The organism is Pseudocnuella soli, from assembly GCF_004347775.1.
GTDB classification, from domain to species: Bacteria; Bacteroidota; Bacteroidia; order Chitinophagales; family Chitinophagaceae; genus Flavisolibacter; species Flavisolibacter aquaticus.
The window spans coordinates 925,322-940,912 of record NZ_CP037755.1 but is presented as its reverse complement, the minus strand read 5'-3'; the positions used below and the strand labels follow the sequence as shown (position 1 = coordinate 940,912).

The 15,591-nt window shown below is 48.3% G+C and carries 12 protein-coding genes; 4 read left to right on the top strand and 8 right to left on the bottom strand.

All coding sequences use genetic code 11. The features are described from left to right. Position 1: 1 nt before the first annotated feature. The 3 genes from EPD17_RS03970 (at position 2) to EPD17_RS03960 (ending at position 2,916) form a co-directional block, all read left to right on the top strand. On the top strand, positions 2-370 hold the full coding sequence (locus EPD17_RS03970; protein ID WP_132051967.1) for a four helix bundle protein: 369 nt from the start codon (positions 2-4) through the stop codon (positions 368-370). A 70-nt stretch (positions 371-440) separates the two neighbouring features. Next, complete coding sequence (locus EPD17_RS03965) at positions 441-1,478, top strand: 2-oxoacid:ferredoxin oxidoreductase subunit beta (RefSeq protein WP_114236964.1); 1,038 nt, start codon at positions 441-443, stop codon at positions 1,476-1,478. A 250-nt stretch (positions 1,479-1,728) separates the two neighbouring features. After that, entirely contained in the window at positions 1,729-2,916 is a 1,188-nt protein-coding gene (locus EPD17_RS03960; RefSeq protein ID WP_132051965.1) for a hypothetical protein, read from the top strand. Positions 2,917-2,937: 21 nt separating this feature from the next. Here the strand turns inward: EPD17_RS03960 and EPD17_RS03955 are convergent, their stop codons facing one another. The 8 genes from EPD17_RS03955 to EPD17_RS03920 all read right to left on the bottom strand — a co-directional run bounded on the left by EPD17_RS03955 (position 2,938) and on the right by EPD17_RS03920 (position 14,044). After that, positions 2,938-4,239, bottom strand: coding sequence for a sensor histidine kinase (locus tag EPD17_RS03955; protein ID WP_132051963.1), 1,302 nt, complete (start codon positions 4,237-4,239; stop codon positions 2,938-2,940). Beyond that, positions 4,223-5,596, bottom strand: a complete 1,374-nt coding sequence (locus tag EPD17_RS03950) for a sigma-54-dependent transcriptional regulator (RefSeq protein ID WP_132051961.1) — start codon at positions 5,594-5,596, stop codon at positions 4,223-4,225. The genes EPD17_RS03955 and EPD17_RS03950 overlap by 17 nt, the downstream gene beginning before the upstream one ends. A gap of 319 nt (positions 5,597-5,915) precedes the next feature. Then, positions 5,916-7,112 carry an ABC transporter permease gene (locus tag EPD17_RS03945; RefSeq protein WP_132051959.1) on the bottom strand — a complete coding sequence of 399 codons (1,197 nt, stop codon included), beginning with the start codon at positions 7,110-7,112 and terminating at the stop codon, positions 5,916-5,918. Positions 7,113-7,347: 235 nt separating this feature from the next. Further along, on the bottom strand, positions 7,348-8,586 hold the full coding sequence (locus EPD17_RS03940; protein ID WP_132051957.1) for an ABC transporter permease: 1,239 nt from the start codon (positions 8,584-8,586) through the stop codon (positions 7,348-7,350). Then, positions 8,579-9,271 (bottom strand): ABC transporter ATP-binding protein, encoded by a 693-nt coding sequence (locus EPD17_RS03935; protein WP_132051955.1) that lies wholly within the window; start codon positions 9,269-9,271, stop codon positions 8,579-8,581. Before EPD17_RS03935 ends, EPD17_RS03940 begins: the two co-directional genes overlap by 8 nt. A 113-nt stretch (positions 9,272-9,384) precedes the next feature. Beyond that, positions 9,385-10,839, bottom strand: a complete 1,455-nt coding sequence (locus EPD17_RS03930) for a TolC family protein (RefSeq protein ID WP_132051953.1) — start codon at positions 10,837-10,839, stop codon at positions 9,385-9,387. A 7-nt stretch (positions 10,840-10,846) separates the two neighbouring features. Next, the gene (locus EPD17_RS03925) at positions 10,847-12,094 is read right to left on the bottom strand and encodes an efflux RND transporter periplasmic adaptor subunit (protein ID WP_132051951.1); all 1,248 of its coding nucleotides are present in this window, start codon (positions 12,092-12,094) and stop codon (positions 10,847-10,849) included. A gap of 267 nt (positions 12,095-12,361) precedes the next feature. After that, a complete protein-coding gene (locus tag EPD17_RS03920; protein WP_132051949.1) occupies positions 12,362-14,044 on the bottom strand; it encodes an RNA-binding domain-containing protein in 1,683 nt (560 codons plus the stop codon). 384 nt (positions 14,045-14,428) lie between these two features. On the opposite strand from EPD17_RS03920, the gene EPD17_RS03915 reads away from it, so the two are divergent. Then, positions 14,429-15,559: a formimidoylglutamase gene (locus tag EPD17_RS03915; RefSeq protein ID WP_132051947.1), complete on the top strand. Its 1,131-nt coding sequence runs from the start codon at positions 14,429-14,431 to the stop codon at positions 15,557-15,559. The last annotated feature ends 32 nt before the right edge of the window (positions 15,560-15,591 follow it).

The window sequence follows — 15,591 nt, the reverse complement described above, 5'->3', positions numbered from 1 at the left end:
CATGACAGACCGGAAATTTGATTTGGATGATCGCCTGATCAACTTTGCTGCAGCAATAATCGACGTTGCTGAAGGACTTCCGAAAACAATCGCAGGAAATCATTTGTCGGGCCAGTTGATCAGAAGCGGCACAGCGCCCTGCCTGCAATATGGCGAGGCCCAAAGTGCCGAATCAAGAAACGATTTTGTTCATAAGATGAAAGTGTCGGCCAAGGAGTTGCGGGAAACAATCAACTGCCTGAAGCTAATTAAAAGGAAAAGTTGGTTTGATGAGGATAGGTTAAACAAGTGCATCAATGAAAACCATCAACTCATATCCATTTTTGTAAAAAGCATAGAAACAGCTCAAAAAAATAATCATAAATCGTAAGAAATCCAGGAACAGTGAACCCTATTCGAAATTCGTCATTCCTTGTTCCTTGTTCGTTATTCTTTAAACAATGGAAACACCCACTTTAAATACCCCCACTCCTGCCCTTACGGCGAAAGATTTTGCAACCGACCAGGAAGTACGCTGGTGCCCAGGCTGCGGCGACTACTCCATTTTGGCGCAGGTGCAAAAAGTAATGCCTACGCTGGGCATTGCGCGGGAAAATATTGCCATCATTTCGGGCATTGGCTGCAGCAGCCGCTTTCCGTATTATATGAACACCTACGGCATGCACTCGATCCACGGCCGGGCCACAGCCATTGCCAGCGGATTGAAAGCTACCCGCCCCGAACTAAGCGTGTGGATTGTAACCGGCGATGGCGACAGCCTGAGCATTGGCGGCAACCATACCATTCACCTGCTGCGCCGCAATTTTGATGTGAACATACTCCTGTTCAACAACCAGATTTACGGCCTCACCAAGGGACAATATTCGCCTACATCGGAGGAGCAGAAGGTAACCAAATCAACCCCGATGGGGTCCATCGACCACCCGTTCAACCCGCTGGCGCTGGCCTTGGGTGCCGATGCCACCTTTATTGCCCGCAGCATGGACCGCGATCCAAAGCACCTGCAGGCCATGTTGCTGCGGTCGCACGGGCACAAGGGCGCTTCGTTTTTAGAAATCTACCAGAACTGCAACATCTTCAACGATGGTGCATTTGAAATATTTACCGAGAAAGGTTCAAAGGCAGAGGAAACACTGTTCCTGGAACATGGCCAGCCCTTGATCTTTGGCGCCAATAAGGACAAAGGCATTCGCCTCAACGGCTTCCGTCCCGAGGTAGTGCAGCTCAACGAAGGCTTTTCGGCCGACGACCTGTGGATACACGACGAGCAGGACCTGATCAAAGCACAAATGCTGACCCGCATTTTTGATGACCCGCGTAAAGAAGGCCACCTGCCCCGCCCCTTTGGCGTGTTTTATGCCGCCGACCGCCCCTGCTACGAAGAAGTGCTGAACGAGCAGATTACCATTGCCAAAGACCGCAAAGTGGCCGACCTGGATGCGTTGCTGCGCGGTAGGGAAACATGGAACATTGTGTAACAGGCGTGGGGCTGTAATGGCCCAAAAAACAAAAGCTGCTTCATTTAGAAACAGCTTTTGAACGTGTGTTAAGATTGAAAATTAATGAATGGATCGGCAGGAATGCCGGTCTATTTTTTTGCGCCTATGAAAAGTTGAATTAGTATTGTCTTGCAATCAGAAATAGCAGTTAGTTTCGATTGCATTGCAATTTGCCCCATTTGCTGCAGAAAAAATCTTCCAAGTTCTTCCAAGTTTGTAATTTCCGCTAGTGCGGAAAACACATCCCTCGATTACTCCCGACGAACTGGCGCATTTAAAGAGTAAGGTAGAACATACCTGGGGCAGAACCATCAAAATATCGGCCGACTGCGAAAAGCTGCAACAGCACATGCAGCAAACCATTGGCGCCGGCATATCGGCCAATACGCTGCGCCGCATTTTTGGCTTTCTCAGTGGCGGCGGCATTCCATCATTACAAACCAAAAACCTGCTGGCGCAATACTGCGGCTATGCTTCGTGGGATCACTTGCAGCAGCCCGAAGTGGAAACCACGGCCAGCAACATTTCGGATGAATCGATGTTCTTTCTCGACTTTTTCCGCATCGAGGTAAAAAGCGAAGGCGACATCAATTACCACAACGCCTGCCGCAGCGTTGCCAAACGCATTTTGGGCAACGCAACGCTGTTCAACCGCCTGGCCGAACCATTGGCCCAAAACAAAACAGCGCAGGTATTTTTTTACGAACGTTTTCCGTACATCGACGGGCTCGGCCTTGATTATTACCTCCGCGGGCTGCGCTTGTACCTGCACCATAAAAAAACCACCGAAGCGCAGATCTTCGGTCATGCGCTGCTTTTTCTATCCCATTTTTTGCAAAACAAAAAAGGGGAAGCAACAGCCGTTTATGAACAGTTGCTGCGCATCAAACCCAATGCATCGGTGCATGATTTTGTGCAGGCACGAAACCTGGGCAGCCGCATTTTGTATAAAAAATGTATGGCCAAAGAGCCGGTAGAAACCGAGCTGGAGCAGGTGCACCAGTTGGCAGCAAAACATCCAAAGCCGCTGCAGGTGGCTTTTTGGGCGTTTCCTTATTTTCAGTTTATGATTGCCGATTACCTGAACCTGGCCGGCCTTTATGAAGAATCAGAAAAAGTGGTGACGCCTTTTAGACGGCTGAATGGCAACACTATCTTTATTGAACAGGGCTATGGCGAAGCCTGGGAAGCTATCTGGCAAATAGCACTGCACAAAAGCCAGCCAACCGTATTTGCACATTGGTTTGAGCACTTTGATTGGGATAGCTTGCATTATCTCTTCTACCGTTTTTACCGGCTGCAGGCCATCAGGGCATATTGCTCGCTGCCGCAGGCCAAACACAGCAAGGCCCTGCGTGAAGAACAAGCCGCGCTGATCAAATCCACCGGGTTTCATTTTCTAAAAAGCAGTTCATAAACTGCACTGATAAAGATTTTACTAGCTGCTGCACCTTATGGTAAACACCGTTTTACCAGGCTCAATCGTACGCAGTGAAAAAGGAAAATCGTGGTTGCGCAAAATTTCTTTGATCAGCATCAGGCCAATGCCCTGGCCATCGCGTTTGGTGCTGAAGAACGGCGAAAAAAGATGGTCGGCATCCACTTCCGAAATACCCTTGCCCGAATCGATGATGCGCAGGATGCATTGTGCGGTGATGGTTTGCACGGTAATGGTGCCGTTGCTGCCAATGGATTCCATCGCGTTTTTTACAATATTGATCAGGGCTTGTTCCAACTGCTGGTCATCGGCATGGATCAACAATGGTGTTTCATCCAGTTCGTAATTAAATTGAATGTTGTATTCTGCTGCCCGCACAGCAAACAGGTCGCAAACATTGCGCACCAGTTGGTGCGCATCCACCTTTTTGCGGTTGGGATGGGGCAGCTTTACCAGGTCGGCAAAGTTGCGCATAAAGCCATTGAGGTTGTTGTTGCGGTTGATGGCTACCTGCAACGCATGCTGCATCATTCCTGTTTGTTCCGGTGCAAATGTGGCCGCTTTCAATGTAGACTGCACAATGGAATTGACCGGGCCTACCGTGTTGTTTACTTCATGCGCCATCATGCGGATCACTTTGCCATACACCTTTTTTTCTGCCGCTAAAATCTCCGCGGTCAATTCTTCGATGGTAATGAAATGACGCGGAAAACCGCGGTCTACAAAATGCGCCAACTGCAGCTTATACGTATTGGTACCCGCCACGCTGATGGTTCTTGATTCGCCGGAAGTAAGGGTGGCAATTTGTTGCAGCAGCGGGTGCTGAAAATCGGCAACGGGCTTTCCTTTCAGCGTTTTTTCATCCATTTGCAAAATGGCTGCAGCCTTTGGATTGAGGCCTTCAATATGGTTGTCATAATCTAAAATGATGATGCCTGTTGGCGCCGTAGCAATCAGTTTTTCCAGGAAAAAATGTTGCTGCTCCTGCCGGGTACGCTCCACACGCAACTGGTCGATCATGTTGTTGTACACATCAATCAGTTGGTCCATTTCCCATTTGCCTGTTGGCCGAAACTTTACGTTGAAGTCGCGGTCCCTGATGGCTTCCACGCCAGTCATTAAAGTTTTAAGGGGTTGAATCAACTCTTTATACAGGCCCCAGGCCAGCCAGATGGAAACGAGGATCAGCACTTCGGAAAAAAGAAACAGCAGCTTATTTTCCCGGAAAATAACAAAGCTGAGCACCAGCGTTACTGCGTGCAAAAAGAAAATAAACAGCAGGTACTTAGTCCGCAGTTTCATCGTAAGGCAGGTTGTATTTTTCGAGGCGCCGGTACAATGCGCTGCGGGTAAGGCCCAGTGCCACTGCAGCTTTTGCTATTTTGTTTTTATGAAATGCCATGGCCCGCTTGATCATTTCCACTTCCACTTCTTCCAACGTTAACAGCCCCACACCGGGCAATTGCACTGTTTCCTTTTTTGCCGGAGATGGGTCGTACTGGTTTTGAAAATCGGCCACATCGAGCAGCGGCCCGCGGCTTACCAGCACGGTTCGCTCCACCAGGTTTTTTAGCTGGCGGATGTTGCCGGGCAGCGGCAGTTGCTGCAACCATTTGGCCGCTTCGCGGGTAATGGCCAGGTCGGGCCGGTTGTAAATATCACGCAGGTTGGCCAGGAAAAAATTAACGAGCAGCGGAATGTCCTTTGGCCGTTCGCGCAGCGGTGGCAGTTTGATGGTAATGAGGTTGATGCGGTACAGGAGGTCTTCGCGAAAGGTGCCTCGGCCTACCATTTCTTCGAGGTTTCGGTTGGTGGCGCACACTACACGTACATCAAGGGTTTTAGTGCGGCTGCTGCCCAGCACTTCGTAGGTGCGGTCCTGCAGCACACGCAATAGTTTTACCTGGCTGCTGGCATCGAGGTCGCCAATTTCATCCAGGAAAATAGTGCCCCTATTGGCCATTTCAAAACGGCCGGTACGGTCATAGCGGGCATCCGTAAACGAACCCCGCACATGACCAAACATTTCGCTTTCGAACAGTGACGTGGAGATGCCGCCCAGGTTTACTTTTACAAATGGTTTGCCCCTGCGCTTGCTGTTTTGATGGATGGCTTCCGCAATCAGTTCCTTGCCCGTTCCGCTTTCGCCCATGATCAATACCGAAGCATCGGTATCGGCTACGCGGCCAATAGTTTCGAGCAGCGTCAGCATCTTTGGGTCTTCGCCAATAATGTGTTGAAAATTGTATTGGCTATCGAGCTGGCGGCGGCCCAGTTGTTCCGTTTTCTTTTCTTGCAGATCGAGCAGGGTTTGCACCGACTGTAGCAGATGGCTGTTTTCCCAGGGCTTGTTGATAAAATCGTTGGCGCCAAGTTTCATGCCCTGCACAGCCAGATCGATGGTGCCCCAGCCGGTGATGAGGATAACGGGCAGCACAGGATGCACGCTTTTGATTTGTTGCAGCAATTGCATGCCTTCCTTGCCCGATGTTTCCATGGAAAAATTCAGGTCGAGAATGGCCAGGGCCACATCATGCTGCCGGAGCTGTTGCAGCGCTTCGGTTTCGTTTGCGGCCTCCGCCGTGGCATAGCCTTCGCTGTGCAGCAACAATTGCAAGGAGGTACGCACCGCAATATCATCATCAATAATCAGGATCATGCAGGGATAAAATTAAAGGAACCGGACATGGAACCGGTGATTTGTATGATGAGAAATGATTGGGGGGATGTGTTTCTGCAAAAGGAAATTTTCATTTGTATGATAGGAAATGATAAGGTTCGTCATTGCGAGGCGCCGTAGTGTTGCTGTAAATTAATAAATGCTGTGCGCCGAAGCAACCTCCTGCAATAATGCTATTGAGTGCAGGAGATTGCTTCGGCGCAACAGTTTCATTTAACTACAATGCAACTACGGCGCCTCGCAATGACGAAGCTTTTAATAATCATACAAATCCTTCCCAATCATACAAATCACTGGTCTACTCTTCGTGCAGTGCCACCGCCGGGTAAATAGCTGCAGCCTGTTTGCCCGGATACAGGGCACAAACAAACACCAGCAAATAAATAAACACAACCGCCAATAATATGGCTGCAACATACACCGAAGCAGGCAAGTCAAACACCTGCAGCAGCGGGAATTGCACCGCAAAAAAACTACCCAGAATCAAGGCCATTGTGGACAGCACCATGGCCTCGCCAATGAGTTGTTTAGACACCGCATTGCCCGATGCACCGATGGCCCTGCGCAAACCAATTTCGCCACGGCGCTTGTTGATGTTGTACCAAAGCACACCAAACAATCCCATAGCCACATTGATAATGAGAAAACCACCTACAATCAGCATGATGATCATGGGCACCAGCGCCAGTTTGTTTTTGGTGATGCGCTTTTTTTCGAGGTGTTCAATCTCGATGCTGGTGCCGGTCATGTTGGAAAGAGTTTTAAACAGCCGGCTTTCAAAAGCCGCATCGGCGCCGGGTTGCACTTTTAGCAAAATGGTATTGTTCCAGCGCAGGCCGCCGCTGTCCATACCGCGGTACACGCCGCTTTCAATGGCCTGGTAGTCGCCGGTTTCTTTCAGGTTTTGCACCACCCCTATTACTTTAAAGCGGTCTTCAAACTGGCCGGTTTTGTAATTTTCTTCACCCAGTGTTTTGCCCAGGGCCGGTTCGCTGCCAAACAATTCTTCTTTTAATTTTTGATTGAGCACCACGGGCCGCAACTTGGCTACCTCATCGCCTTTTTGAAACCAGCGGCCTTCTACCATATTCATGCTTAAAACATCTTTGTAAGTGGGTTCCACTTCAAAAATATTGGTGTGCACCCGCGGCTTTTGTTGCGAACTTACACTGGTACCATTGGTGCTCATGGAAAAGGGCACATTCATGCTGGTGAAGCTCAGTTCTCTTATCTCGGGCATTGATTTGAGGCTTTTGCGCATGGCCTCGGCAAAGAGGGCAACCGATTCGTTGCTTTGCAGGTGCTCGGGCATGGAAAAAGTGGCTACCCACACATCGTTGTAATCGAAGCCTGCCGGCTTTTTGTAGTTCTGGTAAAAATAAACCACCATCGAAAAGACGGCAAACAGCACCAGGAAGGAAACAAACATTTCCGTAATGAGCAGGAAGTTCTGCTTCTTTTTGTTCCAGATCAATTTGAATAAATGCTTGAACATATAAAGAGTTTTGAGGAATGAGCGGAGATGGGAATGGTGAGTTGTGAATGGTGAATTGTGAATCGTCAAACGTGAAAAGTGAAACGTGAAAGATGGCGGATGGCTGATGTCTGATGTGATGATTGCTGATATGTAATGTGTAATTTTTCATGTATTCAAATCAGCCATCTTCACATCAGCGATCCTCAAATTCACCATTCACTATTCACCATTCACGTCTGACGTTTCACGTTCTTCACGCCTTCAGCGCTGCTACCACTTGCAGCCGCGACATGCGCCAGGCGGGATATACGCCGGACAACAAGCCAAAGACAATACAGGCAATAACGCTGTATAACAACACCGTGAAGTTGATGGTTAGGTGGATATTGGCAATCATACCCGAGCTATTGATGTATTGCAGCACGATAAATGAAAGTGCCACACCAATGACGGTACCGATGGCCGTGAGGATTAAATTTTCCACCACAAACTGCCCGATCAATGTACCCGATGATGCGCCAAACGCTTTGCGGACGCCAATTTCCGACGACCGCTCCATGATGCGGCTTATGTTGATGTTGACCAGGTTGAGCGTGGGCAGCAACATAAACAACAACACAAACACCACCAGCACCAGGTACAGCATGCTCATATTCGGGCCGTCCTTTCCACGCAGCGGCGAGGACCGTACAAAGCTTTCCAGGTACTTGTCGGCATGGCTGATCACCTGCTTCATCTCCGCATCGCCGGGCGGCACTTTGGCTACCACGCTGGCATATTCGGCTTTCATCTTCGGCAGGTCGGCTTTGGTGCGGCCCATCAACACCGCCATGAACATACCATTGTAAGATTTCGTTTTGAGGTTGGTTTTTGAAGCCGTGTATGGCACATACATATCGGCGTAAGAAACGAGCATGGTTACCGGCACGCTTTTTACCACACCCATCACTTTGTATTTTACGTTGTCGGTTTCGATGGTTTTACCCACCACTGATGCAACATCACCAAAGTATTCCCGCCTGGTTTCTTCTGATATAACAGCCACCAGTTCGTTGTTGGCAATTTGTTGCTGGCCGTAAGGTTTTCCTTCCAAAAAATGGAACTGCATCACATCCCAAAACTCGGCGTTTGTCAGCTTCAGGTCAATCACCAGTTTTTTGTTGGCCACATAAGTATTGGTGGGTGTAAACATGGTGCCCAAAGCCACTTTCTCCGGCGTTTTGAGTGTGCTGATATAAGTGCTGGCATAATGATAACTCATGGGGCCGTTCATCGAATAACCTTTCTCCGGGTTTCTCTGTTCCAGCATGTTGATGTACAGCGACCGGTCGCGGTTGGCCTCGGGATAATTGGCACTAACGGCATTGTCAACAAATGCGGTAGCCACAATCAGAATGGTAAGCGTAAATGCAATACCAAAAAGCGAGATGAACGTAAAGAACTTGCGGCGCTTCAATACCGCAATCGCTATTTTAAAATAGTTCTTAAGCATACATTGGTTTTAAAGCGTGATCGTTTACCTGCGAGCCATCAAACAGGCGCACCAGTCGATGCGTTTTTTTGGCCATCGTTTCATCGTGAGTAACCATTACAATGGTAGCGCCGTCCACTTCGTTGAGGTGCAGCAGCAGCTCCATGATCTCGTTGCCCATGGCGCTATCTAGGTTACCCGTGGGTTCATCGGCAAGGATCAATTCGGGCTTGCCCACAATGGCACGGGCAATGGCCACACGCTGTTTTTGACCACCCGACAGTTGTGCGGGAAAATGTTTCATGCGGTTGCTCAGGCCCACTTTTACCAACGCTTCTTTGGCCAGCTCAGTACGTTCTTTTGCAGATATGTTGCGGTACAAGAGTGGCAGCTCCACGTTGTCCAAAACCTTCAGGTCGTTGATCAGGTGAAAGCTTTGAAAAATGAACCCAATCTTTTGGTTGCGGAAGCGGGCCAGTGCTTTGTCGGTTAGATGCGTGGTTTGCTGTCCATCAATCAGCACTTCGCCGCTGCTGGGTGCATCCAGCAAACCCATGATGTTGAGCAGGGTACTTTTACCGCAACCCGACGGGCCCATGATGGAAAGAAATTCGCCCTTGGCAATATTCAAATTAATGCCGTTCAGCGCAAGTGTTTCAATGGTATCGGTGCGGTATGTTTTTTCAATTTTTTTTAACTGGATCATTTGGTTGGTTTTAGTTTGGTGAATATTTTATTTGAAACACGGAGACACAAAGGACACAAAGGAACACGAAGAAATCCCTTTGTGCCCCTTCGTGCCTTCTCGTATTTGTGGCATTATTTATAGACAATTTTTTGCTCGTTTTCAAAATCGTATAGCGACAGGTAACGCAGGCGGTAAAAGGCTTTCCAGTAATCGCGCAGCGCAAAAACATAATCCCGTTTGGCCTGGTCTTTTTCCTGGAAGGCAATACTCAGGTCGGTGATGCTCAGGTTGCCCAGCACATACCGGTCTTTGGCAATGGTGTATTTTTCTGAGGCAATGCTATCAGCCCGGCGGGCCAGCGCCACCTGGTCTTTCATCATGTCAAACAAGGTTACTTCGGTAACAATTTCCTGTGCAAAATTTTGCTTGTCCTGCTCCACGGCATACTCGGTAAACTTACGGTTTGCTTCCGCTGTTTTGGTGCGTGATTTAGAGCGGCCCCAATCCAGGATTGGAATGTCAAACTCCAGTTGCAGCAGTTGCTGGTCTTTGGGCGACTGGTACATTTTGGTAAACGAGGTAGCGCTTTTTGAATAACCCAATCGTGCAGTCAGCGTAGCGTTGATGCCGTTGTCGCCTTTTGCCTTCGCCACATCGCGGCTGGCTTCCAGCTCGCGGCGCATAAATGCAATGGCATCGGAGCGGTTGGCATAAGCTTCCGACAACACTTTTTCATGCGCAATGCGGATCATCGAAATAGCTTCGGGCACCAACAGTTCAATCTTTGCATCGCCCTGCATGCCGGCAAATGCTTTTAGATTCAGGTTCGCAATTTCAATATCGCGGCGTGCCGTGCCTACGGCTTTTTGTGCTTTCAGTTCTTCCAGTTGCAGCTGCAAAATTTCGTTGCGCGAAATTTTACCCATCTCATATTTCTCGGCTGCAATGCGCATGATGTTTTTGGTGTTGGTAAAATTGGTTTCGGCAATCTGCAGGTTTACCTGCGCCAGCAGTTGATCGAAAAACAAGGTGCTTGCCGACAGTGCAATTTCTTCCATCGACTCAATGAACTGCTGCTTGCTTTCGTTGTACTTCAACGGCTCAATGCGCTGGTCCCATTTCAGTGCATTGAACTTAAAAAGCGGCTGGCTATAACCCAGCCCGTACGGCACACCGTTGTACAAAGTATTCTTGCGATCAAAATCATCAAAGCGCTGAATTTGCGTGGTGCCAAACACAGTGCCACCGGTGGCCGCCAGGCTTTGGCTGAACGATAAATTGAGCGACGAATTGTTGTTGTGCACCGGCTGAAAATCGATGGTGCCATTAGGCTGCACCACCGGTATAAATTGTTTGTTGTAGCCAGGTGCATTGCCCTGCAGGGATAGCTGCGGCGCATAGTTGGAGCGGAAGGTGCGGTACTGCCAGTAACGCGTTTCCTTTACCGTTTGCGCCTGCCTCGATGCAATGGATCGCTCCTTTGCCATGGCCACCACTTCCGTAAGCGATACCTTGATGGTATCCGCTTGCTGGGCGTGGCAGCACATAGCACCGAGGAGCAGCGCCGTTAGTATTGGTTGTTTCATAAAAAAACTAGTTTTTGAGGGCTATTTCTTTAGCGTTCTTATAGTCGCTCATGTCGGAGGTAATGATCACGTCGCCCTTCTGCACATTGTCCTTGAGTTCCACATGGTCAAAATTGATCAAACCGATATGCACCGTGCGGCGCACCGCTTTGTCCTTTTGCACCACAAACAGGTCCTGCACATTGGTACCTTTAAATGCAGGCCCGTTGGCCACTTTCAGCACGTTGGCATGTTTGTCGGTAACCAGGTACACATCCACTTTCATGTTGGGGCGGTACAGGCTGTGTTTTTTCTCGGCAAGCTGCACATCAAAAGAAAGAATGCCGTTTTGCACCGAAGGGTTGATGTTGACCACCGTGCCGCGGAACTGCGTGTCGTTGATCACCACGATGGCTTCCATGCCGTTGGTTAGCTGGCCCAGGTAGTTGTCCGAAATCGAACCGGTTACTTTAAAGCTTTCGAGGTTGGCAATGCGCACCAGCGGCTCGCCTTCCATTACGCTGGCGCCAATGTTTTTATTCACCCATGTTACCACGCCCGGCCGGCTGGCCGTAACCTGCGCCAGTTGCAGCTTTCGTTGCAGCTCGTTCATGTCTTGCTGTTGCACGGCTGCGGCCAGTTCCGATTCGCGGATCTCCACCTGCATCGTCTTTTGTTTGGACCGCACTTCGTTTTCGAGTTGCTTTTTTTCCAACAGCGCTACTTTCAAATTCAGCTCGGCCTGCTCAATGTCTTCACGGGTGCCGCCGCCTGCTTTGTACAGCCGTTTGGCATCTTCCAGGGCCGCCTGCAGGCTGTTGATGCGCAGTTGCTTGATGTCGTTGTTGGAGCGGATATCGAAAAAGCTTTTCTCCAGTTCCAGCTTTAGTTTTTGAATGGCGTTGCGTTTCGATTCCAGGGTGTAGCGCAGCTTTTCGTATTCGGTTTGCGCGGCCGATTTATCCAGCATCAGTAACGACTGGCCCGCAGTTACATTAGCGCCTGCATCGATCAGCACATCCTGTATGGAGGCGTTGATGGCGCTGGACAGCACCTGCTCAAACTCGGGGCGCATTTCGCCGGAAGCGGAAATGGTATTTTCAATATCGCCCACCTCCACCACTGCGGTAGTGATGCTGCTTTTGCTGATGCTGGAGTGCACCGCAAAGCGCAGGGAGAAAACAGCAGCCAGCAGTATAACGAGGGAAATGAGGATGTATAGAACCGTCTTTTTTCTCTTTTGGGCAGTTACTTCTTTGGCAATGACCTTGTCCATAAATGTTGCATTTCGGACTTATTGCATCCAAGGCCGGTGCCAAACTTAAAACACTGAAGGCCAGCGCATTGCGACAATTTTATTTTGAAAAACTGTCCGATATCGGACAAACCGTTCGAACTTGCAAACGGGCGGTGAAGAATTTTTATGTAGCCGGCTGAAGTATGGCTATTGGGCTGTGGTTGCGTCGCACACTTGTACGGCTGGGAATATCATTTTGCAGATTTTTTCTAATTCAGTTGATTTCTCTTTTGCCTGAAATTGCATTTAAAGTTTGTCATCTAGGATCCACTTACTATGTATACTTTTTCCCTTCTTTACATATTCTGCTTTTCTCAAAAATACACTTGTTTGACTAGCATGCTTATGTCCGAAAAGACTAGATATTTCCTCATTGCTACAACTACCATATTCCTTTAGGTAGCTAAATAAAGCCACATGTTTTTCACTTGTAGAACTTGATTTTAATTTCTTTTTTACTTCGAAGAAATCAAAATACGTGTCCGTTACACATATGTATATGCCCTTGTTTGTCCCACTATACCTGACATACTTTTTTATCTCATCATTATCCATTGCACTTTTTATTGCGTCCCAAGGTTTCTCTACAATTTTCCTTAGCCTTTTTTCTAATTCCGGTATTGAGATATGCCCAACTCCAAAAACACTATTTAAAATAAATAATTCCACTACACCAAAAGAATTTACTAATCTGGTTATGACAAATATTGCAGGCCGGAAAAACTCAGCATCCATCACAACCTCTATACTTTCATCCTTTTCTATAAACTTTGGAAATGACCGCCCATACATCAACGACCTAAGTCCTATTCGAGTTATTCCAATCCCAGCTCTGTCCACTAGCTGAAACAACATTAAAGTGCTAGCCAAATTCTTGTTTCGATGTCTTGGCTCGTGATATACTATGTTGTCACTTGTGATGCCGCCGTAAAACCCGCCAGGGCTTGTGATCGTTAATTGCTTTTCTGTATAGTTTACAGATACCATACCACTATGGCTATAATCTCTATGAACCATCGCATTTAAATACGCCTCATGAAAGGCATCCGAATCAAGTTGATCAAACTCAAAATTTTCACCTTTATAAGTGATAGATAACTTATTATTACACGAGTTGAAGTAGGTCTTTGCCTTTGTTATTGTATTCCAAAGGCAATCAGCCCATACATCATTTAGCACAAGTTGACCACTTTTTGTCCGCCAAGAAAATCTGTATTCATAATTTCCTAGATACTGACGTATAAAAGAAGACTTGCCGAGAAAAAGCAAACCGGACTTGTTTAATATTCCATTCCTCGTCGCATTAATTGATTCTAGAAAAGCTTTCGTTTCGATTTCTGATATATCAATTTTTCTACGATGGCAATAATCTTGCTTAGCGGCATATACAGCGTGAGAATCTAATGCTTCAATAATATCAATATCTATATCCTCAGCACTCCAGTCGTAGAATTGTAAGGATTTCACAAGATTCGTTATTTCATCGGGGCTCGCTGGACGACTAGATTTACCATCCCGAATGCAGATTTTACCACCAGCTGTTGCTACAATTGTATCTGTCCGTTTTGGCACGTGAATACACAAGTAATTATTGCCTTCAAATAAATAGTAATGAATTTTTAAGTCTATGAAGGGTTTTAATTTTCCAGTTAATCTTTGTTTTGTTATATCTAAATCAATTCTTTCAAATCCATTCAGCTGACCTTGCCATGTCTTATTTTTGATATCAGAACTATCTACAACCCCAATTATTATTATTCCGCCGCTTTTATTCGCGAAGGCAGATACTTCTTCTGCCAATGCCTTGCAGTTATGTAAAGCATTTTCATTCGCGTAATTCTTAAACTCAATAATTTCTGACTCAATACTTTCACTTGGAAGCGTCTTTACTTTTGAAAGTATTTCTTCAATATTAACTCTTTGATACATGGAGAAAAGAACTTGGCAGTTAGTGATTCGGCATTAAAAATGGAATCCAATATTAACGATTGTTGGCATCACTTAGCTAACTCGTTTGGAATTTCTTGAGCCATCTTTAGCTTGACGTGCTGATTTTGTGCACTAGCCCACCGTCAACTAATAAACCATACCAATTTTTTTAAACTTGTCGGTGAAGACGGCACTTGAACCCGGGCAAACACAACAACATCAAAAAGAGACGAGCGACGATCCGATACCACTTAGATACTTCGCTGCGCTCAGCATGACAAACTGCGGGACGCCTAAGGCCCAAACGGCCCCGCAGTTTCGCCCACCAAAAAAAATCCCCCCAATCCCGCCAATCCGGTAATCCACGGTTATTTTTGCCGCCCTATGTACGACACGCTCAACACCCTGTTGCTACCCATCGACAAGCACCGCATTTCGGAAGATATGGGCTACCGCGAAGGCCAGATCGGCCACGCCATACTGGCCCACGAGGAGGAAGGAATCCCCGATATTGAAGCGGCCGATATTGTGTTTATTGGCTGCACCGAGCAGCGCGGCGCCGGCCTGCTGCACGAAAGCAGCGCTGCCGATGCTATCCGCAGCGCCCTGTATAACCTCTATTACTGGCACCACGATATTGTACTGGCCGACCTCGGCAACGTTCGCACCGGCAAATCGAAAACCGATACCTACGCCGCCCTCAAAATGGTGCAGCACGAACTAACGGAAATGGGCAAGCTGGTGGTGATCCTGGGCGGCTCCCACGACCTGACGCTGGCGCAATACAACGCCTTTGCCGACAACAAGGAACTGATCGACGCCGTGGGTGTGGATGCCGTGGTGGATATTCATATCGGGTCGCCGCTCAAGTCGGAGTCGTTCCTCATGGACCTGCTCACCGCCGACCCCAACTACATGAACCACTACAGCCACATCGGATTTCAAAGCTATTTTGTGCACCCGCGCCTGCTGGAAACCATGGACAAGCTGCGCTTTGATTGCTTCCGTGTGGGCAAGGTGCGGGAACAAATAGAGGAAATGGAACCGGTGGTGCGCAATGCACACCTGTTTACCTTCGACATCAGCGCCATTGCACATGCTTATGCGCCAGCCAACACGGTTACACCCAACGGCCTCACCGGCGAGGACGCCTGCATCCTGATGCAGTACGCCGGCATGAGCACCCACATGCGCAGCATTGGCCTCTATGGCTACCGCCCCGAGCACGACCGCGAAAGCCTTACCGCCAAGCAGCTGGCGCAAATGATCTGGTACCTCATCGACGGCCGCAGCCGCGGCCTCCGCGAAGCGCATATTGATGAACGTGAGTCGTTCAACGAATACCACGTTACCTTCTCCGACAACGACACGCTGTTTTTGCAAAGCAAACGCACCGGCCGCTGGTGGATGCAACTGCCCGATGGCAAGTTCATCGCCTGCTCTTTCCGCGATTACCAGGTGGCCGCGGCCAATGAATACCCGGAGCGGTGGCTGAGGTTCCAGGAACGGAGTTAAGCACTGGGATTGGAGAGGATTTTTGAGGAGGT

Excerpts from the sequence above, each read along its gene's own strand:
- EPD17_RS03920 (WP_132051949.1), bottom strand. The coding sequence starts at position 14,044 with ATGTATCAAAGAGTTAATATTGAAGAAATACTTTCAAAAGTAAAGACG.
- EPD17_RS03955 (WP_132051963.1), bottom strand. The coding sequence starts at position 4,239 with ATGAAACTGCGGACTAAGTACCTGCTGTTTATTTTCTTTTTGCACGCA.
- EPD17_RS03935 (WP_132051955.1), bottom strand. The coding sequence starts at position 9,271 with ATGATCCAGTTAAAAAAAATTGAAAAAACATACCGCACCGATACCATT.
- EPD17_RS03950 (WP_132051961.1), bottom strand. The coding sequence starts at position 5,596 with ATGATCCTGATTATTGATGATGATATTGCGGTGCGTACCTCCTTGCAA.
- EPD17_RS03965 (WP_114236964.1), top strand. The coding sequence starts at position 441 with ATGGAAACACCCACTTTAAATACCCCCACTCCTGCCCTTACGGCGAAA.
- EPD17_RS03945 (WP_132051959.1), bottom strand. The coding sequence starts at position 7,112 with ATGTTCAAGCATTTATTCAAATTGATCTGGAACAAAAAGAAGCAGAAC.
- EPD17_RS03915 (WP_132051947.1), top strand. The coding sequence starts at position 14,429 with ATGTACGACACGCTCAACACCCTGTTGCTACCCATCGACAAGCACCGC.
- EPD17_RS03940 (WP_132051957.1), bottom strand. The coding sequence starts at position 8,586 with ATGCTTAAGAACTATTTTAAAATAGCGATTGCGGTATTGAAGCGCCGC.
- EPD17_RS03970 (WP_132051967.1), top strand. The coding sequence starts at position 2 with ATGACAGACCGGAAATTTGATTTGGATGATCGCCTGATCAACTTTGCT.
- EPD17_RS03930 (WP_132051953.1), bottom strand. The coding sequence starts at position 10,839 with ATGAAACAACCAATACTAACGGCGCTGCTCCTCGGTGCTATGTGCTGC.
- EPD17_RS03925 (WP_132051951.1), bottom strand. The coding sequence starts at position 12,094 with ATGGACAAGGTCATTGCCAAAGAAGTAACTGCCCAAAAGAGAAAAAAG.